Below are 25,126 nucleotides of genomic sequence, written 5' to 3'. Positions count from 1 at the left end.
CTCCCGCCGCGGCCCTACGTGAGCGGGCCGCCGACGATGTTGCCGACGATCCCGCGGATGACGTTGGTGCCGTCCTCGGATCGCAGTTCCTCGTACCAGGCCGCGGTCGCCTCCGGGTCCTTGCCGTGCGTGACGTCGCAGCGCTTCCGTGCGCGGAGCACGAGGTCGGCGGCCCGTTCGGTGCGTGACGCCTCATAGGTCGCGAGGGCCGCGTGCAGGTCGTCGGCGTGATCACGGAAGGCGAACTGCAGGGCGATCGCATCTTCCATCGCCGAACAACCACCCTGCCCGATGTCGGGGGTCGTGTTGTGCGCGGCGTCGCCGAGTAGTGCCACACGTCCCCGGACCCAGGTGTGGAACGGATCGATGTCGAGGATCTCGACGCGGTTGGTGGTCGCGGGATCCAGTGTCTCGATGAGCTTCTGGACGCCGGGCGCCCATCCGGCGAACTCCTCGGCGAGCACCTCGCGTGCGGTTCCGCGTTCGAACGGAACCCCTTCGGGCATGGTCACGTCGAAGAAGAAGTAGAACCGGTTGCCCGCCACCGGCATCACCGATACCCGACGCGAATCGCCCACGTAGGTGGTCCATTCGGTGGCCGGTCCGATCTCCTCGTCGATCGGGACGAGTCCGTTGAAGTTCACGTACCCGGCGTAACGACGCTCGACCGCTTGACCGAGCACATGGTCGCGGGCAAGCGATCTCGCACCGTCGGCGGCGATGACGACATCACCCTGGGCAGTGGTGCCGTCGGCGAATTCGACCGTGGCGCCGTCCGGACCGTCGTGGACGGCGACCATCTTCTTGCCGAACCGGATCTCGTCGTGGCCGAAGGCGTTCATGAGCATGAGCTGGAGTTCGGCGCGTGCGATCGGGTAAGGACGTTGCCTGACCTCGTCGATGAGCGGTGCCATGCTGAAGCGGCACATCGTCTCTCCGGTGAATGCGTCGATGTAGCTCATCGAATCGACGATGCCGCCCAGCGCGGCGGTCTCGGCTTCGAGGCCGAGGTGGTTCAGGCACTTGACCCCGTTGGACCACACCGAGATCGCCGCGCCGACGGGGCGGTTCTCGGTGACCTGCTCGTATATCTCGACCTCGTGCCCGAGCTGTCGCAACGCGATGCCCGCCGAGGTCCCGCCCATACCGGCGCCGATGATCACAGCTTTCACAGGAACCCAGGCTAGGTGTCCGCGAGCCGCGGCGCGCGGCGAGTACGCCGGACACCTCGCCGCCTGACCGCCGCCGCGAGGACGCGTGACCGGGATGGACCCGACGGTCAGGACCGGTCGTGTCCGGTGACGAGCGCGGTGACCATGTCCTGCCACTGATGGGTGATCGTCTCGAGGTCGAGCCCGATGTCCACCAACAGGTAGCGGACCGAACTCGCCGAGAGCGGCGCCTGGACAGTGAGGGCCAGGAAATCCAGCGCGCCGTCGAAACCCAACTGGCGCAACAGGATCTGCACATGCTGGGTGGACGTTCGGGCCACCGGGTGACTCATGAAGTCCTCGGCGCCGGCGCCGGCCTCCAGCAGGATGTCGAGGTGGTCGGCGGTGAGCTTGAGGCGAGCGCGACCGTAGGCGAGGAGTCGGTCGAGCGGGGGAGCGCCGGGACCCAGCGGCTCCGGACCGGACAGATACGCCTGCTGGATCTCGGACTCGCTGTGGTCGAGGAGAGCGAGCATGAGCCCGGTCCGGCTGCCGAAGCGACGGAACACTGTGCCCTTGCCCACACCCGCTTCGCGGGCAACCGCCTCCATCGTCACCGCGGCCGCACCGTGGTGATCGATGAGGTTCTTGGCGGCAGCCAGCAGCAGACGCCGGTTACGTGCGGCGTCGGCACGTTCGGTCCCCGAAGAATTGAGAGAGATGTGGAGTGGGGAGTGGTCGGGCCCGTTTGGCACGTGATGAGCGTAACTCTTGACCAGATGCGGAATGAATCGGACCCTGGTCCGGTTAGAGCACGTCGTAGACAAGGTCGCGTGGACTTCCACGGACCCCTGTGCCATCGAGAGGAATCACATGTCGGAACGAGTCGTCGAACTGGTCGCGCTGGTCGGAAGCCTGCGTACGGCCTCGGTCAACCGTCAGCTCGCCCACCTGGCCGCGGACAATGCGCCGTCGGGAGTCTCCATCACGGTCGTCGACAATCTCGGCTCGCTGCCGTTCTACAGCGAGGACATCGACATCGAGGAGCAGCTCGACCCAGCCGTGGCGAACCTGCGCCAGGTCGTCGGCGCCGCCGACGGCGTGCTGATCGCAACCCCCGAGTACAACGGCACCATCCCCGCCGCACTCAAGAACGCCATCGACTGGTTGTCGCGGCCCTACGGCACCGGCGCGCTCACGGGCAAGCCCGTCGCGGTGCTGAGCGCGGCCCTCGGCCAGTACGGCGGCGCGTGGACCCGTGAGGACACCCGTAAGTCGGTCGGCATCGCCGGCGGTCGCGCGATCGCGGAGGCCGACCTCGGTCTGCAGCTCGCGGCACTGCCCGAGGCCGGCCTGGATTCTCCGGAGGTCGTCGAGAAGGTCGTCGCGTCCGTAACCCGGCTCGTCGACGAGGTCGCTGTCAGCGCCTGACCCCTCACCGACGTAGCGACGCCGCGCCCGGCCCTTGCCCGGCGCGGCGTCGTCGTGTCCGGGGGTGCCGGCGTCGGGCAGGTGGGCGACCGGGGCCGGATGTGGATGGTCGGTGGACATGTTGTGGACCGCCTCGGGACAGCCTGTGAACGACACGCCGGACACGCGGAGGACACGCGGGGGATTTGTGATCGTGCACCGCTCCGACCTGCATGTCTTCCATCAATGTTATTCACAAGCCCTTGTGGTGACCAGAAATGTCAGCCACTAGGTGTAGTGTTTGAGCTACCAGTCAGGCAGACGACGGGAAGCAGTTCGACTCCTCGGAGAAAGCCACCACGATGGTGATCCAGGTCACCATCTTCACGCTGGGAAACCGCACGTCACTGGCGATTCCTACGACCCGAGGAGTACCTCCGAATGTCTATCACCGTCTACACGAAGCCGGCCTGCGTCCAGTGCAATGCCACCTACAAGGCCCTCGACAAGCAGGGTCTGTCCTACGAGATCGTCGACATCAGCGAAGATGCCGAGGCGCGTGACTACGTGATGGCGCTCGGCTACCTGCAGGCACCCGTCGTGGTCGCCGGCGACGCGCACTGGTCGGGCTTCCGTCCCGACCGCATCAAGGCACTCGCCACCGCCGCTGCCTGATCTGTCGTCACCATGACGGTGACATCGCCCGCCCGACCGACGGTTCGGAGGCGATCCGACGGGGAAGCCGGATCACGCCGCACCGCGGGGTCATCGAGGAAATGGTCACGCCGCTCACGGCGTTGACACCGACAGTGCCGGGCCGGACACGGCCGGCGAGATCGACGAGAACGTCCAGGCTGGAGGAGACATGGCGGCAGAATCGCCGTTGATCGTGTACTTCTCCTCGGTTTCGGAGAACACCCACCGGTTCGTCGAGAAACTGGACATGCGCGCTGTGCGCATCCCGGTCCTCGATCGGACCGGTGTTTTCCGTGTCGATGAGCCGTATGTCCTGGTCTGCCCGACCTACGGCGGGGGCAAGGCGACGGGGCAACCCGGCGGCTACGTTCCCAAGCAGGTCATCCGCTTCCTCAACGACGAACACAATCGGTCATCGATCAGGGGGGTGATCGCGGCGGGTAACACGAACTTCGGCGAGGAGTTCTGTTACGCCGGCGATGTCATCGCACGGAAGTGCCACGTCCCCTACCTCTACCGGTTCGAATTGATGGGCACCTCCGACGATGTCGACCGCGTCCGCGCGGGACTCGCCGAATTCGCCCAGAGTCCGGCGTTCGCGGCGAGCGTGTCGCTCAGCGCCTCGCCCGCCTGACCTGCGAATTCCGCTCGATCAGGCTTTGTCGTACCCCTCCCATACTCTGGCCGCACCGGCCCTCGGTAACAGCCACCACTACCCGCAGGAGTCATCTGTCGTGTCGCCCACCGCCGCCGTCTCGGACACCACTTCAGCCAGCAAGTCGGGTGTGCACCCCGGGCCCTCGGGACACGACCCGGGCGAGCTCGACTACCACGCTCTCAATGCGATGCTCAACCTGTACGACGCCGACGGCAAGATCCAGTTCGACAAGGATCGCGAAGCCGCGAACCAGTACTTCCTGCAGCACGTCAACCAGAACACGGTCTTCTTCCACGATCTCGACGAGAAGCTCGACTACCTCGTCGAAGAGAACTACTACGAGCCCGAGGTTCTCGCGAAGTACGACCGCGAGTTCGTCAAGAGCCTCTTCGGGCACGCCTACAGCAAGAAGTTCCGTTTCCCGACCTTCCTCGGGGCGTTCAAGTACTACACGAGCTACACGCTCAAGACCTTCGACGGCAAGCGGTACCTGGAGCGTTTCGAGGATCGCGTGTGCATGGTGGCGCTGACCCTGGCCGACGGCGACACGGTCCTCGCGCGCAACCTCACCGACGAGATCATCGACGGCCGGTTCCAGCCGGCGACGCCGACCTTCCTCAATTCCGGCAAGAAGCAGCGCGGCGAACCCGTCTCGTGCTTCCTGCTGCGTATCGAGGACAACATGGAGTCGATCGGCCGGTCGATCAACTCGGCCTTGCAGCTCTCCAAGCGCGGCGGCGGAGTTGCCTTGCTGCTCAGCAATATCCGCGAGCACGGTGCGCCGATCAAGAAGATCGAGAACCAGAGTTCGGGTGTCATCCCCATCATGAAGCTGCTCGAGGACTCCTTCTCCTACGCCAACCAGCTCGGTGCCCGGCAGGGCGCGGGCGCGGTGTACCTGCACGCGCACCACCCCGACATCTACCGCTTCCTCGACACCAAGCGCGAGAACGCGGACGAGAAGATCCGTATCAAGACCCTGTCACTCGGTGTGGTCATCCCGGACATCACGTTCGAGCTGGCCAAGGCCAACGACGACATGTACCTGTTCAGTCCGTACGACGTCGAACGTGTCTACGGCGTACCGTTCGCCGACGTCAACGTGACGGACAAGTACCACGAGATGGTCGAGGACCGCCGCATCCGCAAGACCAAGATCAAGGCGCGCGAGTTCTTCCAGACCCTCGCCGAGCTGCAGTTCGAGTCGGGATACCCGTACATCATGTTCGAGGACACGGTGAACCGGGCCAACCCGATCGACGGCAAGATCACGCACTCCAACCTGTGCTCGGAGATCCTGCAGGTGTCGACGCCGTCGACCTTCAACGACGACCTGTCCTATGCCGAAGTGGGCAAGGACATCTCGTGCAACCTGGGTTCGCTGAACATCGCCAAGACGATGGATTCGCCCGACATCGGCCAGACCATCGAGACCGCGATCCGCGGCCTCACCGCGGTGAGCGACCAGACCACGATCACGTCGGTGCCCTCGATCGAGCACGGCAACAACCAGTCTCACGCCATCGGCCTGGGGCAGATGAACCTGCACGGATACCTGGCGCGTGAGCGGGTCTTCTACGGCAGCGAAGAAGGCATCGACTTCACGAACATCTACTTCTACACGGTGCTCTATCACGCGCTGCGCGCGTCGAACCGGATCGCCGCCGAGCGCGGCCGGGCGTTCACCGGCTTCGAGAAGTCGAAGTACGCGAGCGGTGAGTTCTTCGACAAGTACACCGAGAAGGTGTGGGAGCCGGCGACCCAGAAGGTGCGAGACCTGTTCGGGCAGGCCGGGATCGCCATCCCGACCCAGGACGACTGGCGTGAGCTGAAGGCCGCCGTCCAGCGTGACGGCATCTACAACCAGAACCTGCAGGCCGTCCCGCCGACCGGCTCGATCAGCTACATCAACCACTCGACCAGTTCGATCCACCCGGTCGCCGCCAAGATCGAGATCCGCAAGGAAGGCAAGATCGGCCGCGTCTACTACCCGGCGCCGTACATGACGAACGACAACCTGGAGTACTACCAGGACGCGTACGAGATCGGGTACGAGAAGATCATCGACACTTATGCCGCGGCCACGCAGCATGTCGACCAGGGCCTCAGCCTGACTCTCTTCTTCAAGGACACCGCCACCACGCGCGACGTCAACAAGGCGCAGATCTACGCATGGCGCAAGGGCATCAAGACGCTCTACTACATCCGCCTGCGCCAGATCGCGCTCGAGGGGACCGAGGTGGAAAATTGCGTCAGCTGCATGTTGTGACCTGCGCATCCGCGAACCACTCACCGCAGGAGGAGGCATGACGTAAAGATTGAGGGTGGGTGAGCTACCAACTCACCCACCCTCGGACGGCCGATACACTCAACCGCGTTGCAGCATCGAGTGTACGGCCTCGGAGTACGACCGCGAAACCATTCGCGGTGTGAATTACAAGACGAGGAAGTACAGATCATGGCTATTCGATTGACAGCAGTTCGGCTCGCCGGTGGGTATGAGCACCAGCACATCACTCATTTGTGGTGGACGAATCCCAGTACCGGGGAGTCGGGCTCCAGCTCCAAGGCAACGCTCGTGGACTGGATCGAGAATGACGGCAAGGCATACGTTGAGGAAGACGGGCATCGAGTGAATGTCGGTGTCGTGAAACCCTCAAGTGGGTCCAAGTATCTGCGGACATATGCCGACGGGGTATGGACCAACAACCTGTTGTCCCTGCCGCGACGTTAGTCAGGCTCGGTGCGGGTGGACATAGCGTCCACCCGCACCGGGCTAGTGTCTTGGTGTCCACTGCTCCAGAGGACGAAAGGAATGTGTGAGATGTGTGTTGCACCAATGTACTTAGCGGTTTGTGAGGACCAATGACCTCCACCGAACGCCACAGCCCCGCCGACGGAGCGCCCATCAAGCTGGTCAGCCGGGTCTCGGCGATCAACTGGAACCGCGTGCCCGACGAGAAGGATGCCGAGGTGTGGGACCGCCTCACCGGCAACTTCTGGCTGCCCGAGAAGGTGCCGGTGTCCAACGACATCCCGTCGTGGGGCACGCTCACCGAATACGAGAAGCAGCTCACCATGCGGGTGTTCACCGGTCTCACCCTGCTCGACACCATCCAGGGCACGGTCGGTGCGGTGTCGCTGATCCCGGACGCCACCACCCCGCACGAGGAGGCGGTGCTCACCAACATCGCCTTCATGGAGTCCGTGCACGCCAAGAGCTACAGCTCGATCTTCTCCACTCTGTGCTCCACCAAGGAGATCGACGAGGCGTTCCGCTGGTCGGAGGAGAACGAGCAGCTGCAGCGCAAGGCGCAGATCGTCATGGACTACTACCGTGGCGACGACCCGCTGAAGCGCAAGGTCGCCTCGACGCTGCTCGAGTCGTTCCTGTTCTATTCCGGCTTCTACCTGCCGATGTACTGGTCGAGCCGCGCGAAGCTCACCAACACCGCCGACCTGATCCGCCTGATCATCCGCGACGAGGCGGTGCACGGGTACTACATCGGCTACAAGTATCAGCGCGGACTCGAGGTCGAGACCCCGGAGCGTCGTCAGGAGCTCAAGGACTACACCTTCGAGTTGCTGTTCGAGCTCTACGACAACGAGAGTGACTACACCGAGGCTCTGTACGACGAGGTCGGGCTGAGCGAGGACGTCAAGAAGTTCCTGCGCTACAACGCGAACAAGGCCCTGATGAACCTGGGCTACGAGGCGATGTTCCCGCGCGACGAGACCGACGTGAACCCGGCGATCCTGTCGGCGCTGTCGCCCAACGCCGACGAGAACCACGACTTCTTCTCCGGGTCGGGCAGTTCCTATGTCATCGGCAAGGCCGTCAACACCGAGGACGAGGACTGGGACTTCTAGGTCGACTGCAGATGAAAACTGTTGCCTTCTTCAATAATAAGGGCGGGGTTGGTAAGACTACATTAGCTTGTAATCTTGCTGCACACCTGTCCCTCGATCACGATGCCAAGATCGTGATGTTAGACGCAGACCCGCAATGTAACTCGACCCAGTTAGTGTTAGCGCCTGACCAATGGGCTGCGCTCTACCTGGACGAGCCTGAGGTAAGTCGCGGAACGCTGATCGACATTCTTCGTCCGATGGAAGACGGAGAGCCGAGTATTGACAACTCGGTAGAACCCATCTCTGGCTCAAGCACGAGATTTGGATTCGATCTTATACCCGGGCATCCACGAATGTCGATCATGGAGGACTTGCTTAGCCGCTCTTGGTCAGAGGCATCTGGTGGCGAAGTGGGTGGAATCAGGAAGACGCGCTGGGCTAGCGCGCTGGATAGCGTTTACGGGTCTGCTTACGACGCGATGTTCATTGATGTCGGTCCGAGTCTTGGTTCGCTGAATCGATCAATCCTATTAGAATGTGACTACTTCGTGACGCCGATGGCGGCTGATATTTTCAGCATCGTGGGTGTACGAAATATTAATCAGTGGTTGAAACAGTGGATTGCCACCTATAAAACTGGAATATCTCTTTGCAACGCGCAACACCCAGGCGCTCTTGATCGATACTTCGCGACCATGGATATAAAAATTGAGAGCGGGTTCGCTGGCTATACTGTGCAGCAGTATATTACAAAATCCAAAGAAGGCATCCGTCGTCCAACCGCAGCCTTTGAGAAAATACTCGAAGACATGCCGGCGGAGATCGACAGCGCCTTGATGCCATTTGCTGCTTCTTCGGTTGATGCCAATCTGGTCAAACTTGGAGATGTGCCTAGTATGTACAGTCTCGTACCGCTGGCGCAGGCTTGCAACAGTCCGATCAAGAAACTCACGAGCGCGGACGGCCTGGCGGGTGGTCAATACTCGCAACAAGCTAACTATGCGGAAGTAATTGGGGCGGTGTCCACCTCACTAGCGCGCAATATCGGACTGGAACTGTGACTTCGCACCTTTCATTCCCTAAGTCATTGATCAAGGAATTCGCTGAACGTCGGGTGGTGGTTTTCTTGGGCGCAGGTGCATCAGTGCGCCCGGTGGCAGATGTGCCAGAAACGGATGCAGTGCTAATGCCGCCGTTGTGGTCGGGCTTGATAAGCGCGTTGGAGGAGCAAGTGCCTGATTCGGACCTCGTGGCTCAGGCGCGCGAACTGGCCACATCGGGTCGTCCGCTTGATGCGGCGCAAGTACTGCGTAATCATATAGGCGCTGCGAAGTATCAAGAGGTTATCAGGGAACTGTTTCAGCGCTCTGCGTTGCCGGAAACTGATATACATAAAGCTGTACTGAGGCTCGATCCTAAAATTGTCTTCACTACTAACTACGATGATATCTACGAGCGGTTCTGTCAACGCGGCCCTGCAGGGGATGCCGGAGCTTTCAAGGTATGTCGCTACTCTGATTCAGGAGTTGTAGACGACCTTCGCACGGATCGTCGTTTGATCTTTAAGTTGCACGGATGTGTGAGTGAGCCATCAAAAACAGTGCTAACTCGAAGTGACTATCATCGAGCTCGAACTGACTACCCAGGGTTCTTCAAAGTGGTCGAGGCGCTGGTGCTCACCAATACTATCTTGTTTGTAGGTTGTTCTGTTGACGCCGATCCGCATTTGCAGCTTTTCTTTGAAGCCGCAAGTGCGATATCGCCGCAAACGCTTCCTCACTACGCAATTGTAGAAGAGGGGCGCTGGCCGTTGGCAGTCGAGAATGCACTATCGGAGACCCTGAAGATCGACTTTGTCACCTACCCGAATGGCGAACACGCGCAAATTGCCGATTTGCTTAATGCTCTCGCCGCCTCGGTTGACAGCTCGCGGTCAATACCATCGTAGTGGCCGGTGCTGGCGGACCGTCCAGTCGGTTTAATGAGTAGGTTGATTGCGCAAGCGGACGTTCGAGGTGTGCTCACGACCGCGTGGCCGCGTCCATTGACACGCTACGAATCGCCGGCGGTGAGGCGGTCGTAGAGGTCGCCGAGTTCGTCGATCGCCTCGGCGATGTCGGCGGGCGCGACGCCGGTGGCGCGCAACGCCGCCCGTAGTTCGCCGCCGTCGAGCGCGGTCAGTGGGTTCATCCGCGACGGCGACGGCAGCGGAGGGAGCGTCGAGGCGGTGCCGTAGTAGTCGTCGACCTGCAGTGAGGTTGCTGACCCACCGTCGTCGGAGGTCCGTGAATCCGGTGGGCGAGAGTCGATCTCGGCCAGCAGCGCTCGCAGGTCGGTGCCCATCACGGTCAGCAGGGTCAACGGGGTGCGGTCGATCTCGGCTGCCACCTCGTAGCAGGTGACCAGAGCATGGATGCACCGCGGCGCCTCGTCGGGGCACGTGCAGTCGGTCTCGACGTCGGCGGACTCCGTGGGCACCAGCAGCTCACCCAGCGCCGGCGGCTGTTCGCCGCGGGTGAGCAGCATGAGTTCATCGACAGCGTTGCGCTCGCGGAGAAGGTTCGCAAGTGTCGGTGTGTCGACGGTGCGGGTGGTCAGGATGACGTCGAACGGCTCGAGTTGGGTGCCCTCCACCGAGGCGGTCACCCGGCCGGCGTCGATCCGCAGGCCGCGCAGATGCCGATCGCGGAAATACCTGCGCGCCTTGGTGATACGACGGCTATCGGCGACCGATTCGCCATCGGCGCCGCGTCCCTCGACGACATCGACGAAGGCGCGTGACCATGAGGTGAGGCCATAGCCGCGGACCGCGATCGTGCCGCGCTCACCGCGTCGTTGCGTGCCCTTCTTGCGCACCGTCATTCGCTGACCGCCTCGTCGCGCAGCCGGATGAGTTCGAAGAGTTCGTCGTCGGCGAGGTCGGACACCCAGTTCTCGCCGGCCGCGACCGTCAGCCGGGACAGCTCACGTTTCTTGGCGATCATGTCGTCGATGCGCTCCTCGATGGTGCCGACACAGACGAACCGATGCACCGACACCTTCTGGTCCTGGCCGATCCGGTAGGCGCGGTCGGTGGCCTGGTCCTCGACGGCCGGGTTCCACCACCGATCGACGTGGATGACGTTGTTGGCCGCGGTCAGGTTGAGCCCGGTGCCGCCGGCTTTCAGCGTCGCCAGCAGGACCGGCGGCCCGTCGTCGGACTGGAAGTCGGCGACCAGGCGGTCGCGCTCGGTGCGACCCAGACCGCCGTGCAGGAGCGGGATCTCGCTGCCGAACTCCGCGGACAACCACGACGACAGCATGTCACCGAAGGCGGCGAACTGGGTGAAGACCAATGCGCGGTCGCCCTCCTCGGCGACGGTGGAGACGATGTCGGCCAGCAGTTCGACCTTGCCGGAGCGGTGTTCGCCGTCGCGGACGAGGTCGGTGCCGTCGGCGAGATAGTGCGCGGGGTGATTGCACACCTGCTTGAGGCGGGTCAGTGCGGCCAGTACGTTGCGGCGTCGTAGTGTGCGCTGCTGCTTGTCGCGCAGTGCCGTCATCAGTTCGTCGATCACCGCGCGGTACAGCGCCGCCTGCTCGACGGTGAGGTTGGCCCGGACGGCGAAGTCCGCCTTCTCCGGGAGGTCGGCGGCGATCGCCGGATCGGTCTTCTCGCGGCGCAGGATGAACGGCCGGGTGATCGCGGACAACCGTCGGAGGGCGGCCGGGTCACGATCCCGTTCGATCGGTTCGGCGTAGCGTGCACGGAAGACCGACGCGGAGCCGAGTAGTCCAGGGTTGACCAGGTCGATGACGGCGCGGAGATCCTCCAGGCGGTTCTCGACCGGGGTGCCGGTGAGAGCGAGGCGATGGCCGGCGGGGACCGTCCGAACCGCCTTGGCCGCAATGGTGTTCACGTTCTTGAGGTGCTGGGCCTCGTCGACCACGATCCGATGCCAGGGTTGCGAGGACAGCAACTCGTGGTCGCGCGCCGCGATCGCGAAGGTGGTGACCACGATGTCGACGGAGTCGCGGATGCCCGCGAACGCCGCCCCTGACTCGCGAGAGGGCCCGTGGTGGATCGCCACGCGGAGCGCGGGCGCGAACCGGGCGAATTCCCGCGCCCAGTTGCCCACCAGGGACATCGGGCAGACGACGAGCGTCGGCTTTCGAGGATCATCGGCAGGCGACGCGGACGGACCGCTACGCTCGTGGCATTCGAGTGCGATGACCTGCAGGGTCTTGCCCAGGCCCATGTCGTCGGCCAGCACGCCGCCCACGCCGAGAGTCGACAGATGGGCGAGCCAGTCCAGGCCGCGCTGCTGGTATGGACGCAGGGTGGCGGTCAACCCCGTCGGTGGCGCGACGGATTCAGGTCGAAGGACGCCGGTGTCGGCGACGTCGTCGAGCCAGGAGAGGCCTTCGACGCGTGACACAGGTACAGGTAGACGGTCCGACTCGCCGGTGACGAGGTTGAACAGCTCGCCGAAGTCGCTCGGCGGTTCGACCGCGGCCAGTGCGCGCTGGGTGGCGACGAACGTGGCTGCCCGGGTCAGCGCGGCGCCCTCGGCGCGCATCCACACTCCGCGCACGCGGACCAGATCGCCTTTCTGGCCAGACAATTCGTCGAGGTCGGCATCGGTGAGCGTGATCGCGTCTGGGGTGTCGCCGAGGGCGAGACGCCACTCGAACTCCCGGATCTCCCGAAGGCCGACCATCGCCGCCGGTGCCCCGCCGCCGGGCGGCGCGAGCGCGCGCAGGGTCAGACTCGGACGGACCTCGGCGATCGTCCTCGGCAGCAGAACCGGGATGCCGACGGCGCCGAGCGCCGCCGCGCCCGTGGCGAAGAGTTCCTCCGCGATCGCGGTCGGCAGCAGGAAGTCGAGGGAGCCACGATCGGGGTCGGCGCGGCCCAGTTCGGGAAATTCACGGACTGCCGTGGCCAACTCGGTCGTCAGTTCGTCGAGTTCGTGGGCGTCGAGGCGGTGCGGCGCGACGGGTTCGACCTGTCCGTCGATGCTCCGACGACAGACCTGCAGTCGCCACCGCGAGGTCTCGGCCACCTCGGCGCGGCTCGGCGGGTCGACCGGGTCGTCGTCCCATGCGTCGGCCCACTGAGCGTCGGCGAGGTCGTCGTACTCGGGTTCGTGCAGCCGGAAGATGAGCGAACGATCGTCGCGCGGAGCGCCGGCGTTCCACCGCGACCAGCCACCCGCGGCGGCGGCGAGACGTTCCGGTGAGCTGGGCGGGCGGGGATCGGCGTCGGGGAGCAGTGCCCGCACGACGGGTGACGCGGGCCGTGGTTCACCGAGGCGGACGGCGGAACGAGCGATGGCAGAACGGCATTCGTGGTCGACGAGTTCGGCGAGGAAGTCGTCCAGGGCGGGTGCGGACCCGTTGTGCAGCAGCGCATCCGGCGCGCTTCCCACGACGACGGCATGCCAGCTGCGCCACGTCGGCGTCGCGACGACGACCCAGCGCACCATCCACTCGCCGGCCACCTGCAGAACCGACGGCGCCACGGTGCCGGACCGCACGAACGACCGCACGCCGTCGAGCAGGTACCGGTACCACCGGACGTCACCCGCCACCGGGACCGACCGCGATGCGTCGAGCAAAGTGACCGCCGACGTCAGACCGAGAGTCGCGGCGCGCACGAACTGCCGTCGATCGCCGGCGTCGACGACGGGGATCTCGCTGCGGAATCGTCGACCGTCGAGGAGGTCGCGTAGGGGTGGCGGGAGATCGGACACATCGCCGTCGATCCACACCGCCATGCCGACGCCCGGCCGCCAGAGGGCGTGCAGGGGCTCGGCGAGATGAGGCTTCGGGGCAGAGTCCGGGGGAGTCTGACCGCTGGACGGCGAATCATGTGGCATCGAGGATCGTCGGCCAGTTTAGCCGTGGCCTCCGACACCGCCCGGGCGTCGCGCGGCCGGCCGGGCAGCGAGGTGGTTTGTCCGCCCGACTCCCCGGGTATCGACGATCGTCGCAGCCGGCACGAGCACGGAGGTATCGATGGGACAGTCCGACAACCACAAGACGTCCGGGACAGACGCTCCCGAGAAGGAAGTGGAGAAGGATCCGCCCGGCCCGCAGGACCACGGACGCGAGGGTGGTATGGCCACCCGCGAGAACGCCCCAGAAGCGGTTCAGCGCTCCGAGGGCGGCGACTCGTAGGAGGGTCGAGTTACCCGGGTCAGGACACCTCGCGCAGGAGTCCGGTCGCGACGTCGAAGACGAACCCGCGCAACGACGTGGTCTTGGTGACGAACGGGCTGTTCTGGATCCGGGTGATCGATTGGCGGACGTCCTCGTCGAGATCGGCGAACGCCTCCGCCGACCACGCGGGCTTCTGCCCGATCTCGTCCTGGATCTGGCGCTTGAAGTCGTCGTCGGTGAACGTCAGCATGCCGCAGTCGGTGTGGTGGATGAGGATGATCTCGGTGGTGCCGAGCAGTCGCTGACTGATGGCCAGGGAGCGGATCTCGTCGTCGGTCACCACCCCGCCGGCGTTGCGGATCACGTGGGCCTCGCCCTCGTTCAATCCGAGGATGCGATAGACGTCGAGCCGGGCGTCCATACAGGCCACCACCGCGACGTGCTTGGCCGGCGGCAGGGGCAACGGCCCGGTGAAGGTCTTGGCGTATTCGGCGTTGTTCTCGAGGTATTCGTCGGTGACACTCATGCGCCGATCCTGATGTGTCGACGTCGCCCCGGCGAGGGTTTGGACGTGGGTGATCGGAACTGACCGAACGGCCACGCAGAAGTAGCGCTTCGTTGCGCCTGGGGCAACGATGTGCGACACCTGCCGATCGGAGACCGTCAGGAGTTGCCGTCGAGTGAGCCCTTGACGTCGTTGAGGACCAGCCAGGCGGCGGCGAGTCCCGAGGACTCGTACCAGACGTCGTCGTCGACGGCGAGCACACGTTTCCACACGGGTGCGCCCAGGCTGAGCCATTCGTCGCTGAGCAGGACCTCTTCCCCGTGGGCGAGGCCTTCCTCGCCTTCGAAGCTCACATAGATGAGGTCGGCGTCGGCGTCGCGGAAGTTCTCGTCGGTGAGGGCGAAGGAGTCGGGCACGCGCTGCGGCCCGGGCCGCTGGACGCCGATGTCCCCGAGCACCTGGCCGGCGAAGGTGTTCATCCCGGCGATGGTCTCGGAGTCGTCGCCGAATCGCACCAGCGACACCTGGGTGTGCGAGGCGTCCATCCGCCGGCCGGTCTTGGTCGCCTCGGTCGTGTACTCGGCGAGACGCGTCCGACCCGACCCGCTGCGGTTCACGGCGTCGGCGACGGCCTGGAACTGCTCTTGCCAGGTGCCGTCGGCCGGGACGGTGACGGTGCGGACACCGGGGAACGCGCGGGCGGAGTCCGCGGTGTCGGCGGTGGTGAGGACGAGTCCGGCGTCGGCGTCGGCGACCGCCGCGGCGTCGGGCGTCGGTCCGATGGCCGGGACCGAGGTCAGTTGTGGACCGAGATACTCGGGCACGGAACCGGGTTCGGCAGCCACCGCGACGACCTCGGGGCCGAGCCCGAGGGCGCACAGCGCGTCGAGGACGGCGGGGTCGGTCACGACGATGCGGTCGACGTCGGCCTCACCCGGATCCGGCGCGGTGGGTGCGAGGCAGGTCTTCGCGTAATCACGGTCGGCCGAGACGATGTTCACCTCCGCCACCCGTGTCGTCACGGTGGAGATGGGGGAGCCGTCCGGAGTCGTCAGCGGTTCCTCGCCCGAACAGGAGGCCAGCGCGACCACGGTCAACCCGATCGTGGTAGCCAGGCCGATGCGTCGGACGAGTGAGCGCCGGGTCTCGCCGGTGGCTGCCTCGACACTTCTGGCGGCCTCGTTCGCGACCGTGACCCTCCGTTGCACCCGCCCAACCTAGCACCGGTCCCGAGGCACCCGGCGTAGGCTCGGATGCGCACTCCCGGGCGCCGGGCGCCGGCGATCGGAAGGGTGCTCCGAGAGCCTGGCGCGTCGTCGAAGAAACCCCCGATGAGCACTGCCGATCCGGTGGCTCCGACATCGAATACGACAGATCGTAGGACCCGCTCGGCCCGGGCACCGGTGAGGGTTTAGGATCAGTAACCAGCGCTCGGTTTGTTCATGTGCCGACCGACGGCCGAAGGGGTTCGGCGTCGGGTTCGGGCAAGAGGAGGATCTGTGACCGCGGTAGACCAACCCACCACGCAAGTGGCTCCAGTGCGTCCGTTCCCGGAGCGCTATCAGCCCAAGGGTTCGTTCATCTACAAGCTGCTGACGACGACCGATCACAAGTTGATCGGCATGATGTACATCACCGCCTGCTTCGCGTTCTTCCTCATCGGCGGCCTCATGGCCCTGCTGATGCGTGGCGAGCTCGCGATGCCGGGCATGCAGTTCCTGTCCACCGAGCAGTTCAACCAGCTCTTCACGATGCACGGCACCGTGATGCTGCTGATGTACGCGACGCCGATCGTGATCGGCTTCGCCAACTTCGTGTTGCCGCTGCAGATCGGTTCGCCCGACGTCGCCTTCCCGCGACTCAACGCACTCGGCTTCTGGCTGTTCGTCTTCGGTTCGACCATCGCCGTCGCCGGCTTCATCACGCCCGGTGGCGCCGCCGACTTCGGGTGGACCGCGTACACGCCGCTGACCGACGCCGTGCACAGCCCCGGCATCGGCGCCGACCTGTGGATCATGGGTCTGGCCGTCTCGGGTCTCGGCACCATCCTCGGTGGCGTCAACATGGTCACCACCGTGATCTGTCTCCGCGCACCCGGCATGACGATGTTCCGCATGCCGATCTTCACCTGGAACATCCTGGTGACCAGCGTGCTGATCCTCCTCATCTTCCCGCTGCTGACCGCGGCGCTGATGGGTCTCGAGGTCGACCGCCAGTTCGGTGCCCACATCTACGACCCGGCCAACGGCGGCGTCATCCTTTGGCAGCACCTGTTCTGGTTCTTCGGGCATCCCGAGGTGTACGTCATCGCCCTGCCGTTCTTCGGCATCGTGTCCGAGGTCTTCCCGGTCTTCTCGCGGAAGCCGATCTTCGGCTACTCCGGTCTGATCTACGCCACGCTCGCCATCGCCGCCCTGTCGGCCGCGGTGTGGGCCCACCACATGTACGTCACCGGCGCCGTGCTGCTGCCGTTCTTCGCCTTCATGACGTTCCTGATCGCGGTGCCCACCGGCGTGAAGTTCTTCAACTGGATCGGAACGATGTGGCGCGGTCACATCACGTTCGAATCCCCGATGCTGTTCTCGGTCGGCTTCATCGTGACGTTCCTCTTCGGTGGTCTGACCGGTGTGCTGCTCGCGAGCCCGCCGCTGGACTTCCACCTGTCCGACAGCTACTTCGTCGTCGCGCACTTCCACTACGTGCTCTTCGGCACCATCGTGTTCGCCACCTACGCCGGCATCTACTTCTGGTTCCCGAAGATGACCGGACGCATGCTCGACGAGCGACTCGGCAAGATCCACTTCTGGCTGACGTTCATCGGCTTCCACATGACCTTCCTGGTGCAGCACTGGCTGGGCAACGAAGGCATGCCGCGTCGCTACGCCGACTACCTCCCGTCGGACGGCTTCACGACGCTGAACATGATCTCGACCGTGGGCGCGTTCATCCTCGGCCTGTCGACCCTGCCGTTCCTGTGGAACGTCTTCCGCAGCTACCGCTACGGCGAGGTCGTGACCGTCGACGATCCGTGGGGCTTCGGCAACTCGCTCGAGTGGGCCACCTCCTGCCCGCCGCCGCGCCACAACTTCACCGAGCTGCCCCGCATCCGGTCGGAGCGCCCGGCGTTCGAGCTGCACTACCCGCATATGATCGACCGCATGCGTGCCGAGGCGCACGTCGGACCGGGCCACGCCGCGGGCAAGGACCGTCAGATGGAAGAGGCTCGTCGCGAGCCGTTCACCGTGGGAACGCACGAGGGATCCCCGGATCCCGACCCGCGCTGACCCGGTGAGCAAGGACTCGACAGCCAGTTCCGGTACGACCGTCCTGGTCACTGTCACCGGTCCCGACCGGCCAGGTGTCACCTCTGTTCTCATGGGTGCCCTGGCCGGTCAGGCCGTTGCACTGCTCGACGTCGAGCAGGTGGTCATCCGCGGGCAGCTGACCCTCGGCGTGCTGGTGTCCTCCACCGGCGACCCCGAGGCGCTGCAGGAAGTCGTCGAACAGGCGATGGCGTCCATCGGTTTCGACGTCCGGGTGGAGATCGGGGTCGATCCCGGTAGCCGCTCGCCGTCCTCGCATGCCGTCGTGATCCTCGGCAGCCCGGTCACCGCCACCGCGTTCAGCGCCGTCGCGGCGAAACTGGCGAGCCAGGGCGGCAACATCGACTCGATCCGCGGAATCGCCGACTACCCGCTCACCGGCCTCGAACTCATGGTCAGCGTTGCCGGCCGGGGTGGTGTCGCCGCCGACGCCGCCCTCCGCAAAGGCCTCGCCGAGGTTGCTGCGAAGCATTCGGTCGATATCGCCGTGGAGCGCGGCGGACTCGCTCGGCGCGCCAAGCGCCTGATCGTCTTCGACGTCGACTCGACCCTCATCCAGGGCGAGGTGATCGAGATGCTCGCCGCGCACGCGGGCCGCGAAGCCGAGGTCGCCGCGGTGACCGAGGCGGCGATGCGAGGTGAACTCGATTTCGCGCAGTCCCTTCACGAACGCGTCAAGGCCCTGGCCGGACTCGACGCGAGTGTTCTCGACGATGTCGCCAAGTCACTCGAACTGACCCCCGGTGCCCGGACGACGATCCGTACGCTGCACCGTCTCGGATTCCACTGCGGTCTCGTGTCCGGCGGTTTCCGTCAGGTCATCGACGGACTCGCGCACGAACTCGAACTCGACTTCGTCCGGGCCAACACCCTGGAGATCGTCGACGGGAAGCTGACCGGCCGGGTCGTCGGCGAGGTCGTCGACCGGATGGGCAAGGCGCACGCGCTGCGGTCGTTCGCCGATCAGGTCGGGGTGCCGATGGAGCAGACGATCGCGGTGGGCGACGGCGCCAACGACATCGACATGCTCAGCGTCGCCGGGCTGGGAATCGCCTTCAACGCGAAGCCTGCACTGCGCGAGGTCGCCGACGCCACGCTGAATCACCCGTTTCTCGACGGGGTCCTGTTCATCCTGGGCGTCTCCCGCGACGAGATCGAGGCGGCCGACGCCGCCGACGGCGTCTATCGCCGGGTACCCCTGGGCTGACCTCGCACCGCTCCATGGAATCCGAGCGCACGGTCTCTCCGCAGGTCGATCCGGAAGCGATCGCGGCCGATCATCGGCGGCTGGTCGCCTACGTCGGAGGCGGCGACGACCCGTCTGACCCCGCCGACGTCCTGGCGATGGCGATGGTGCTCCGCATCGAGAAGAACGATCCGCCCGACCGCACCGAACTGCTGACCGCGGCGGCGCGAGCGGTGGCGTTATTGTGCCTCGACGAACGGAGTGCGGGCGACGGTCCGTGGGCGGCGGCGATGGACGCCTGGTGCGACGCACGGATCCGGAAGATTGCCCGGCGCGCGCGTGGCGCGCAATGGGCTGCCGCGCAGGAGGTCTGGGGTGTGACCGCGACCGCGGGCGGGGCGTCGGCACGGGCGTTCGTGCCCGGCCGCGTCGGTGACCTCGACCGGCGTGTGGCGAAGCTGCAGATCGGTGGGACCGAGGTCGAGGGAGAGCTGCCCGAGCAGCCGCCGGTCTCGGGCGTCGTGCTGTGGACCAATCCCGACCTGCCGATGACTGTCGGCAAACTGGCCGCGCAGGTCGGTCACGCGTCGATGCTGGCGGCCAAGCTCCTCGCCGCGGACGACGCGATCGAGTGGCGTCGGGACGACTGCCCGCTCGCGGTCCGTCAGGCCACGCCCGGGCGGTGGCGAGAACTGCTCTCCGCCGATGCCGCCGGGAGGGCGGTGGCCGTTCGAGACGCCGGGTTCACCGAGATCGCGCCCGGTTCGGTGACCGTCATCGCCGAGGTCATCCGGGCCCAGGAGGACACGTGAGCGCTGCGGTACCGCCGGAATGGGTGAAAGCTCTTGATCTGCAACCCCATCCGGAAGGCGGCTGGTTCCGGGAGACGTGGCGGAGCGACGTCGTCGTGCCGTCGGCGTCGCTTGCCGACGGCTATACCGGCGACCGTGCCGCCGGCACGGCGATCTACTTCGTCCTCATGCCGGGCGACGAGTCGGCGTGGCACACGGTACGCGGCGCCGAACTGTGGCTGCACCATCGAGGAGCGCCGGTCGAACTCGATTTCGGCGGGGACGCCGATGTCCCCGGTGACCCGACGACAGTTCTCGTCGGACCCGACATCGAGGCCGGTCACCGACCCCAGGCGCTCGTGCCGCCGGGCGTGTGGCAGCGTGCCCGGCCCGCCGGGGACGAGCCGTCACTCGTCAGCTGTATCGTCGTGCCCGGGTTCGACTTCGAGGACTTCCGGCTGGCCTGACGGTCGGCCTGCGAATCCCGGCTAGCCGGCGGCGACCGGTGAGTTCACCGGCGCGAGGTGGCCGAAGGTGCCCAGCCACACGTCACGATCGGGCGCCAGCGACGCGACGATCAGCTCGTCGGCGTCGGCGTGCCCGGCGAACCACGAGAGGTACTCGAGCACCTCGCCCGGCGTCCCGACACCCGAGTACGTCAGCATCTCGTCGATCTGGCGTCCCTGCGGCATCGAGAGGATGGCGTCGGCTTCCTCGTCGGTGAAGGTCCGGCCGCGGCCGTAGAGCAGCGACACGCGTTGACGTTTCGCGATCTGCAGCTGCGCCTGCGCACGGTCGGCGTCCTCGTCGGCGATCGCTCCCACACCCGCGATGACGTAGGGCTCGGCGAGGACCTCCGACGGCCGGAACTCGCGGCGGTACAACGCCACGGCCTCGGTGAGCGCCTGCGGCGCGAAGTGGGAGGCGAAGGCGTACGGAAGTCCGAGGGCCGCGGCGAGCTGCGCGCCGAACAGCGACGAGCCGAGGATGTAGAGCGGCACGTGGGTGCCCGCCCCCGGGGTCGCGCGGACGCCTTCGACACGCGACTCGTCACCGAGGAAGGCCTGCAGCTCGAGGACGTCGTGCGGGAACCGCTCCGCGGAGGCGTGGGTGCGGCGCAGGGCCGCGAAGGTCTGCTGATCGCTGCCGGGCGCGCGCCCGAGCCCGAGGTCTATGCGCCCGGGATGGAGTTCGGCGAGTGTGCCGAACTGCTCGGCGATGGTCAGCGGGGAATGGTTCGGCAGCATCACGCCGCCGGCGCCGAGACGGATGGTCGAGGTGTGCGCGGCGATGTGTGCGATGAGCACCGCCGGCGCCGACGACGCGATGGCCGACATGTTGTGGTGCTCGGCGTACCAGATCCGGCGGTAGCCCCACTTCTCCGCGTTCTGTGCGAGATCGACACTGGCGGAGAGGCTTTGCGCGGCAGTCTCGTCACGACCGATCTGCGCGAGATCCAGGATCGACAAGGGGAGGTTCGAAGGGGTCACGACGATGTTCAATGCGGCCGACGCCCCGGACTATTCCCGCCGTCCGGTCTGCCGTGAGTCGAACGGGTCGACCATTCCCTCGTGGTGCAGGATGGGGGAGTGACCGAATCCGATCCCGACCTCTTGATCGATTTTCGCGACGTCGCCGTCGTTCGAGGCGGCAAGACTCTCGTCGGCCCGTTGTCGTGGCAGGTGGAACTGGACGAACGCTGGGTGATCATCGGACCCAACGGCGCGGGCAAGACGACGCTGATCCGCCTGGCCGGGGCGGAGATTTACCCGACGTCGGGCACCGCCTTCGTGCTCAACGAGAAGCTCGGCCGGGTCGAGATCCGCGAGCTGTCGACCCGGATCGGGGTCTCGAGCCCGTCGCTGGTCGATCGAGTGCCGCCGGAGGAGATCGTCAGCGACGTCGTCATCTCGGCGGGGTATGCGGTCCTGGGGCGGTGGCGCGAGAGCTACGACGCCATGGACCGTGCGCAGGCCGTCGAATCGCTGGAATCGATGGGAGCCGAGCACCTCGCGGACCGTCGCTTCGGCACGCTGTCCGAGGGCGAGCGCAAGCGTGTCGTGATCTCGCGCGCGCTGATGACCGACCCCGAACTGCTCTTGCTCGACGAACCGGCCGCCGGGCTCGACCTGGGTGGCCGCGAAGAACTCGTCGATCGTCTCGCGCGTCTGGCCGCCGACCCCGACGCCCCGGCCATCGTGCTGATCACCCACCACGTCGAGGAGATCCCCGAAGGTTTCACACATGCGATGATCCTGTCCGAGGGCGGCGTGGTGGCCCAGGGGCTGCTCGAGGAGGTACTCACAAGTGAGAACCTCACCGCCGCCTTCCGCCAGCAGATCGTTCTGGACAAGGTCGACGGCCGGTACTTCGCGCGGCGCCGGCGCCGCGCGGGTGGCCACCGTCGAGCAGCAGGAGGTAACTGAATGACGTCGACACAGGAACAGGGCCCGGACATCGTGTCCGCACCGTTGCGGGATGCGGCAACCGTCGTGCTCGTCCGCGACGCCGCGGACGGCATCGAGGTCTTCCTGCAGCGCCGCGTCAAGCAGATGGCCTTCGCGGGGGGAATGACGGTGTTCCCGGGTGGCGGCGTCGACAAGCGGGACGCCGACGCCGACCTGGCGTGGACGGGTCCCGAGGCCACCTGGTGGGCCGGGCAATTCGGCAGCGACGCCGAGATCGCCCAGGCCCTGGTGTGCGCGGCCGTCCGCGAGACGTTCGAAGAGTGCGGCGTCCTGCTCGCGACCGATGCCGACGGCGCATTCGCCGACCCGGAGGGACTGGCCGAGGATCGGCAACGCCTCGTCGAGAAGTCGTTGTCGTTCGCGCAGTTCCTCACCGCGCGCGGACTGACGCTGCGTGCCGATCTGTTGCGTCCGCTCGCGCATTGGATCACCCCGGTGAACGAGAAGCGGCGCTACGACACCCGGTTCTTCCTGGCGGCGATGCCCGACGGACAGCACGCCGACGCCGAGACCACCGAAGCCGAGGTCGCCCGGTGGGTGAACGCCCGGGTCGCGATCGATTCCTGGGCCGCGGGCCAGCACTTCCTCATGCCGCCCACGTGGTCGCAGCTCAACTACGTCTCGCAGTTCTCGACCATCGACGAACTGCTCGACGCCGAACGTGTCATCGAACCGATCCTGCCGAACGTGACACCCGGCGCCGGGCTGGCCGGCCTCGGTTTCCCCGGCTCCGACGAGTACTTCCGGACTCTCGGCGATCAGCAGCCGCCCGAGATCACGCTCTGACCGGACGCGCTGTCAGGTTGAGGGCGCCAGAGCCCCGGCGGCGTTCGTCCGTCCGCCGAACAGCATGACGATGTCGCGGATCGGCGCCTCGACGACCGCGCCTGTCCCGGCCGCGAAGTCGCAGTCGGTGGCCACGTAGCGTCGTCCCTCGTTCCGGCGACGTGCGTGGAACGGGAAACCCGTCGACCACAGGTAGTCGGCGCACGCCGTCGCGGCGTCGGTCGGCATCGGCCGGTCGAGTCCGAGCGGGACCGCGATGTCCTGCCCGTGCAGGAGCGAATCCAGCAGCGGCGCCATGGGAGTCGTCCCGATCGGATGCCGACGCGAACCGACCATGGCGCGCAACTTCGAGGCGGCATCGCCCGCCGTGGTGTCGTCGCGCAGCGCGAGTTCGCGGATCATCGTGTTGAACCGGAAACCGTATCGGCACGCGGCGATCATCGCTCGTGCCGGTGAGGTGTGGGAGTGGGTGAGGTGGACCGCGACGTCGCGCACCGTCCACGCGTCGCACAGCGACGGGGTGGCGAGTTGCTCGGGCGTGAGGGTCTCGATCAGTGCGGCGAGTTCGAGTCGTTGCTCGTCGATGCGCTGCCAGATGAGGTCGGTGTCCATCGGTCGCTCCCGCCACACGGATAGTCAGGTTTCCTGACTGATATTAGTCAGGTTTTCGTACTAAAGTCAACGACGTGTCCGACCCGCAGATCGCCGTCCTGATGTTCATCGCCCACCGCGCGACCGAGCGCCGGGTGTTGGCACGGATCGCCGAGGAAGGGGCCGACGACATCACTCCGGCGCAGTCCCGGGTGCTACAGCGGCTGGCACCCGAACCCATGCGGCTGACCGATCTCGCCGAGCAGGCGGGTGTCACCAAGCAGACCGCGGGCGGCATCGTCGACCAACTCGAGGCGGCGGGCTACCTGACCCGGGTGCCGGACCCGTCCGACCGTCGCGCCCGGCTGGTGACGCTGAGTGAGCGGGGCGTTCACCTGTGCGAGGTCGCCGCGCGAGAGGTCGAGGCGCAGCAGCAGGAGTGGCGCGAGCATCTCGGCGACGCCCAGTTCGCCGCCCTGGAAAAGGCATTGCGGTCGTTACGCGACGTCACCGATCCATATCGATGATCTCGGCGTCCTCGTCGGTGCCGATGTCGTCGCGGTCGGCCCAGTCGATGAGGGTGTCGAGTCGGTGCGCGACGTCGTCGATCTCCGCGTGCAGGTCTCCGAGTTCGGCGAACCGGGCCGGCACGGTGGCGATGGTGAAATCGTCGGGTTCGATGTCGTCGATCTCGGCCCAGGTGATCGGCGTCGACACGGTGGCCCGCTCGTTGCCGCGCACGGAGTAGGCCGACGCCATGGTGTGGTCGCGGGTGTTCTGGTTGTAGTCGACGAAGACCGCCGCCGGGTCGCGGTCCTTGCGCCACCAGGTCGTCGTCACGTCGTCGGGCGCCCGACGTTCGACCTCCCGAGCGAACGCGAGAGCCGCACGCCGGACCTGTGGGAAGCCCCACTCCGGCGCGATGCGGACGTAGATGTGCAGCCCGCGACCGCCCGAGGTCTTGGGGAACCCGCGCATACCCAGTTCGTCGAGAACCTCTTCGACGACGTGCGCCACCCGCCGGATCCGGGGGAACGTGCAGTCGGGCATCGGGTCGAGGTCGATACGCCACTCGTCGGGCGACTCGGGGTCGTCGCGCCGTGAGTTCCAGGGGTGGAACTCGACGGTCGACATCTGCACCGCCCAGATCACCGATGCCAGTTCGGTGACACACAGTTCGTCGGCGGTGCGGCCGTACCGCGGGAAGTAGATCTCGGTGGTCTCCAGCCAGTCCGGCGCGCCGGCGGGGACGCGCTTCTGGTGGACCTTGTTGCCGCTGACGCCCTTGGGGAACCGGTGCAGCATGCACGGACGGTCGCGCAGCGCACGGACGATCCCGTCGCCGACGGACAGGTAGTACTCGGCGAGATGGAGCTTGGTCTCACCGCGCTCGGGAAAGTAGACGCGGTCGGGACTCGACAGCCGGACGGTGCGGTCGCCGACCTCGAGTTCGATGGGATCACCTGCGGAACCCGACGTTTTCGCCATGACCGCCACTGTATGGCTCCGATGCCGGCGAGCGGCGGACTCCGGGCCGCGTCGTGCGTGCCGGGTCGTCGGCCTGG

At 66.0% G+C, this 25,126-nt stretch carries 25 protein-coding genes; 16 read left to right on the top strand and 9 right to left on the bottom strand.

All coding sequences use genetic code 11. The features are described 5' to 3' along the window. Positions 1-14: 14 nt before the first annotated feature. Both hpxO and B1818_RS12815 read right to left on the bottom strand, forming a co-directional pair. Positions 15-1,172, bottom strand: a complete 1,158-nt coding sequence (gene hpxO, locus B1818_RS12820; RefSeq protein WP_055475906.1) for an FAD-dependent urate hydroxylase HpxO — start codon at positions 1,170-1,172, stop codon at positions 15-17. A 107-nt stretch (positions 1,173-1,279) separates the two neighbouring features. Beyond that, a complete protein-coding gene (locus B1818_RS12815) occupies positions 1,280-1,906 on the bottom strand; it encodes a TetR/AcrR family transcriptional regulator (RefSeq protein ID WP_055475907.1) in 627 nt (208 codons plus the stop codon). A gap of 118 nt (positions 1,907-2,024) precedes the next feature. On the opposite strand from B1818_RS12815, the gene B1818_RS12810 reads away from it, so the two are divergent. The 8 genes from B1818_RS12810 (at position 2,025) to B1818_RS12775 (ending at position 9,715) form a co-directional block, all read left to right on the top strand. Next, a complete protein-coding gene (locus B1818_RS12810; protein WP_078112944.1) occupies positions 2,025-2,582 on the top strand; it encodes an NAD(P)H-dependent oxidoreductase in 558 nt (185 codons plus the stop codon). Positions 2,583-3,002: 420 nt separating this feature from the next. After that, entirely contained in the window at positions 3,003-3,236 is a 234-nt protein-coding gene (locus tag B1818_RS12805) for a redoxin NrdH (RefSeq protein ID WP_004019249.1), read from the top strand. 190 nt (positions 3,237-3,426) lie between these two features. Next, positions 3,427-3,891 (top strand): class Ib ribonucleoside-diphosphate reductase assembly flavoprotein NrdI, encoded by a 465-nt coding sequence (gene nrdI, locus B1818_RS12800; protein WP_055475910.1) that lies wholly within the window; start codon positions 3,427-3,429, stop codon positions 3,889-3,891. Positions 3,892-3,991: 100 nt separating this feature from the next. Further along, complete coding sequence (gene nrdE, locus B1818_RS12795) at positions 3,992-6,184, top strand: class 1b ribonucleoside-diphosphate reductase subunit alpha (RefSeq protein ID WP_068970713.1); 2,193 nt, start codon at positions 3,992-3,994, stop codon at positions 6,182-6,184. A 189-nt stretch (positions 6,185-6,373) separates the two neighbouring features. Beyond that, the gene (locus tag B1818_RS12790) at positions 6,374-6,649 is read left to right on the top strand and encodes a DUF3892 domain-containing protein (protein ID WP_078112943.1); all 276 of its coding nucleotides are present in this window, start codon (positions 6,374-6,376) and stop codon (positions 6,647-6,649) included. A 131-nt stretch (positions 6,650-6,780) separates the two neighbouring features. Further along, on the top strand, positions 6,781-7,785 hold the full coding sequence (nrdF, locus tag B1818_RS12785) for a class 1b ribonucleoside-diphosphate reductase subunit beta (protein ID WP_068970712.1): 1,005 nt from the start codon (positions 6,781-6,783) through the stop codon (positions 7,783-7,785). An 11-nt stretch (positions 7,786-7,796) separates the two neighbouring features. Next, entirely contained in the window at positions 7,797-8,828 is a 1,032-nt protein-coding gene (locus B1818_RS12780) for a ParA family protein (RefSeq protein ID WP_078112942.1), read from the top strand. Between the two features lie 26 nt (positions 8,829-8,854). Beyond that, the gene (locus B1818_RS12775) at positions 8,855-9,715 is read left to right on the top strand and encodes an SIR2 family protein (RefSeq protein ID WP_139363019.1); all 861 of its coding nucleotides are present in this window, start codon (positions 8,855-8,857) and stop codon (positions 9,713-9,715) included. Positions 9,716-9,819: 104 nt separating this feature from the next. On the opposite strand, the gene B1818_RS12770 is transcribed toward B1818_RS12775, so the two are convergent. Together B1818_RS12770 and B1818_RS12765 are read right to left on the bottom strand one after the other, a co-directional pair. After that, entirely contained in the window at positions 9,820-10,629 is an 810-nt protein-coding gene (locus B1818_RS12770) for a hypothetical protein (protein WP_078112940.1), read from the bottom strand. Then, a complete protein-coding gene (locus tag B1818_RS12765; RefSeq protein WP_078112939.1) occupies positions 10,626-13,628 on the bottom strand; it encodes a DEAD/DEAH box helicase in 3,003 nt (1,000 codons plus the stop codon). Before B1818_RS12765 ends, B1818_RS12770 begins: the two co-directional genes overlap by 4 nt. Positions 13,629-13,767: 139 nt before the next feature. Here B1818_RS12765 and B1818_RS24175 point away from each other — a divergent pair, with 139 nt between their 5' ends. Beyond that, positions 13,768-13,929 carry a hypothetical protein gene (locus B1818_RS24175; RefSeq protein WP_165629809.1) on the top strand — a complete coding sequence of 54 codons (162 nt, stop codon included), beginning with the start codon at positions 13,768-13,770 and terminating at the stop codon, positions 13,927-13,929. 19 nt (positions 13,930-13,948) lie between these two features. On the opposite strand, the gene B1818_RS12760 is transcribed toward B1818_RS24175, so the two are convergent. Together B1818_RS12760 and B1818_RS12755 are read right to left on the bottom strand one after the other, a co-directional pair. Continuing rightward, positions 13,949-14,437: a carbonic anhydrase gene (locus tag B1818_RS12760; RefSeq protein WP_078112938.1), complete on the bottom strand. Its 489-nt coding sequence runs from the start codon at positions 14,435-14,437 to the stop codon at positions 13,949-13,951. Between the two features lie 137 nt (positions 14,438-14,574). After that, complete coding sequence (locus B1818_RS12755) at positions 14,575-15,624, bottom strand: ABC transporter substrate-binding protein (RefSeq protein ID WP_176455920.1); 1,050 nt, start codon at positions 15,622-15,624, stop codon at positions 14,575-14,577. A gap of 291 nt (positions 15,625-15,915) precedes the next feature. Between B1818_RS12755 and ctaD the strand changes: the two genes are divergently transcribed. Genes ctaD through B1818_RS12735 form a run of 4 tightly spaced genes read left to right on the top strand, consistent with a single transcriptional unit; the run spans position 15,916 to position 20,183 of the window. Continuing rightward, complete coding sequence (ctaD, locus tag B1818_RS12750) at positions 15,916-17,700, top strand: cytochrome c oxidase subunit I (RefSeq protein WP_065632663.1); 1,785 nt, start codon at positions 15,916-15,918, stop codon at positions 17,698-17,700. A 4-nt stretch (positions 17,701-17,704) separates the two neighbouring features. Continuing rightward, positions 17,705-18,946 carry a phosphoserine phosphatase SerB gene (serB, locus tag B1818_RS12745; protein ID WP_068970709.1) on the top strand — a complete coding sequence of 414 codons (1,242 nt, stop codon included), beginning with the start codon at positions 17,705-17,707 and terminating at the stop codon, positions 18,944-18,946. Positions 18,947-18,960: 14 nt separating this feature from the next. After that, complete coding sequence (locus tag B1818_RS12740; protein ID WP_078112937.1) at positions 18,961-19,737, top strand: peptidyl-tRNA hydrolase; 777 nt, start codon at positions 18,961-18,963, stop codon at positions 19,735-19,737. Continuing rightward, a complete protein-coding gene (locus B1818_RS12735; RefSeq protein WP_068970707.1) occupies positions 19,734-20,183 on the top strand; it encodes a cupin domain-containing protein in 450 nt (149 codons plus the stop codon). Before B1818_RS12740 ends, B1818_RS12735 begins: the two co-directional genes overlap by 4 nt. A 21-nt stretch (positions 20,184-20,204) precedes the next feature. Here B1818_RS12735 and B1818_RS12730 read toward each other — a convergent pair whose 3' ends face one another. Next, positions 20,205-21,206, bottom strand: a complete 1,002-nt coding sequence (locus tag B1818_RS12730) for an LLM class flavin-dependent oxidoreductase (protein WP_078112972.1) — start codon at positions 21,204-21,206, stop codon at positions 20,205-20,207. A 99-nt stretch (positions 21,207-21,305) separates the two neighbouring features. Here B1818_RS12730 and B1818_RS12725 point away from each other — a divergent pair, with 99 nt between their 5' ends. Both B1818_RS12725 and B1818_RS12720 read left to right on the top strand, forming a co-directional pair. Further along, a complete protein-coding gene (locus B1818_RS12725) occupies positions 21,306-22,142 on the top strand; it encodes an ABC transporter ATP-binding protein (protein ID WP_078112936.1) in 837 nt (278 codons plus the stop codon). After that, entirely contained in the window at positions 22,143-22,970 is an 828-nt protein-coding gene (locus tag B1818_RS12720) for an NUDIX domain-containing protein (RefSeq protein WP_058252175.1), read from the top strand. A 12-nt stretch (positions 22,971-22,982) separates the two neighbouring features. Here the strand turns inward: B1818_RS12720 and B1818_RS12715 are convergent, their stop codons facing one another. After that, on the bottom strand, positions 22,983-23,582 hold the full coding sequence (locus B1818_RS12715; RefSeq protein ID WP_078112935.1) for a maleylpyruvate isomerase family mycothiol-dependent enzyme: 600 nt from the start codon (positions 23,580-23,582) through the stop codon (positions 22,983-22,985). 74 nt (positions 23,583-23,656) lie between these two features. Between B1818_RS12715 and B1818_RS12710 the strand changes: the two genes are divergently transcribed. Next, positions 23,657-24,088 (top strand): MarR family winged helix-turn-helix transcriptional regulator, encoded by a 432-nt coding sequence (locus tag B1818_RS12710; protein WP_078112934.1) that lies wholly within the window; start codon positions 23,657-23,659, stop codon positions 24,086-24,088. On the opposite strand, the gene ligD is transcribed toward B1818_RS12710, so the two are convergent. After that, the gene (ligD, locus tag B1818_RS12705) at positions 24,069-25,049 is read right to left on the bottom strand and encodes a non-homologous end-joining DNA ligase (protein WP_058252173.1); all 981 of its coding nucleotides are present in this window, start codon (positions 25,047-25,049) and stop codon (positions 24,069-24,071) included. The two genes, B1818_RS12710 and ligD, sit on opposite strands and share 20 nt — an antisense overlap. Between the last annotated feature and the right edge of the window lie 77 nt (positions 25,050-25,126).

Source organism: Gordonia sp. IITR100 (genome assembly GCF_002009645.1).
Classification (GTDB): Bacteria; Actinomycetota; Actinomycetes; order Mycobacteriales; family Mycobacteriaceae; genus Gordonia; species Gordonia hongkongensis.
This window is presented reverse-complemented; position numbering and strand designations above follow the sequence as displayed.

Bases quoted from the DNA above. Each gene is read 5' to 3' on its own strand.
- B1818_RS12770 (WP_078112940.1), bottom strand. From the start codon at position 10,629: ATGACGGTGCGCAAGAAGGGCACGCAACGACGCGGTGAGCGCGGCACG.
- B1818_RS12715 (WP_078112935.1), bottom strand. From the start codon at position 23,582: ATGGACACCGACCTCATCTGGCAGCGCATCGACGAGCAACGACTCGAA.
- B1818_RS24175 (WP_165629809.1), top strand. From the start codon at position 13,768: ATGGGACAGTCCGACAACCACAAGACGTCCGGGACAGACGCTCCCGAG.
- nrdI (WP_055475910.1), top strand. From the start codon at position 3,427: ATGGCGGCAGAATCGCCGTTGATCGTGTACTTCTCCTCGGTTTCGGAG.
- B1818_RS12760 (WP_078112938.1), bottom strand. From the start codon at position 14,437: ATGAGTGTCACCGACGAATACCTCGAGAACAACGCCGAATACGCCAAG.
- B1818_RS12790 (WP_078112943.1), top strand. From the start codon at position 6,374: ATGGCTATTCGATTGACAGCAGTTCGGCTCGCCGGTGGGTATGAGCAC.
- B1818_RS12720 (WP_058252175.1), top strand. From the start codon at position 22,143: ATGACGTCGACACAGGAACAGGGCCCGGACATCGTGTCCGCACCGTTG.
- B1818_RS12740 (WP_078112937.1), top strand. From the start codon at position 18,961: ATGGAATCCGAGCGCACGGTCTCTCCGCAGGTCGATCCGGAAGCGATC.
- B1818_RS12780 (WP_078112942.1), top strand. From the start codon at position 7,797: ATGAAAACTGTTGCCTTCTTCAATAATAAGGGCGGGGTTGGTAAGACT.
- B1818_RS12765 (WP_078112939.1), bottom strand. From the start codon at position 13,628: ATGCCACATGATTCGCCGTCCAGCGGTCAGACTCCCCCGGACTCTGCC.
- B1818_RS12810 (WP_078112944.1), top strand. From the start codon at position 2,025: ATGTCGGAACGAGTCGTCGAACTGGTCGCGCTGGTCGGAAGCCTGCGT.
- B1818_RS12805 (WP_004019249.1), top strand. From the start codon at position 3,003: ATGTCTATCACCGTCTACACGAAGCCGGCCTGCGTCCAGTGCAATGCC.
- ligD (WP_058252173.1), bottom strand. From the start codon at position 25,049: ATGGCGAAAACGTCGGGTTCCGCAGGTGATCCCATCGAACTCGAGGTC.
- nrdF (WP_068970712.1), top strand. From the start codon at position 6,781: ATGACCTCCACCGAACGCCACAGCCCCGCCGACGGAGCGCCCATCAAG.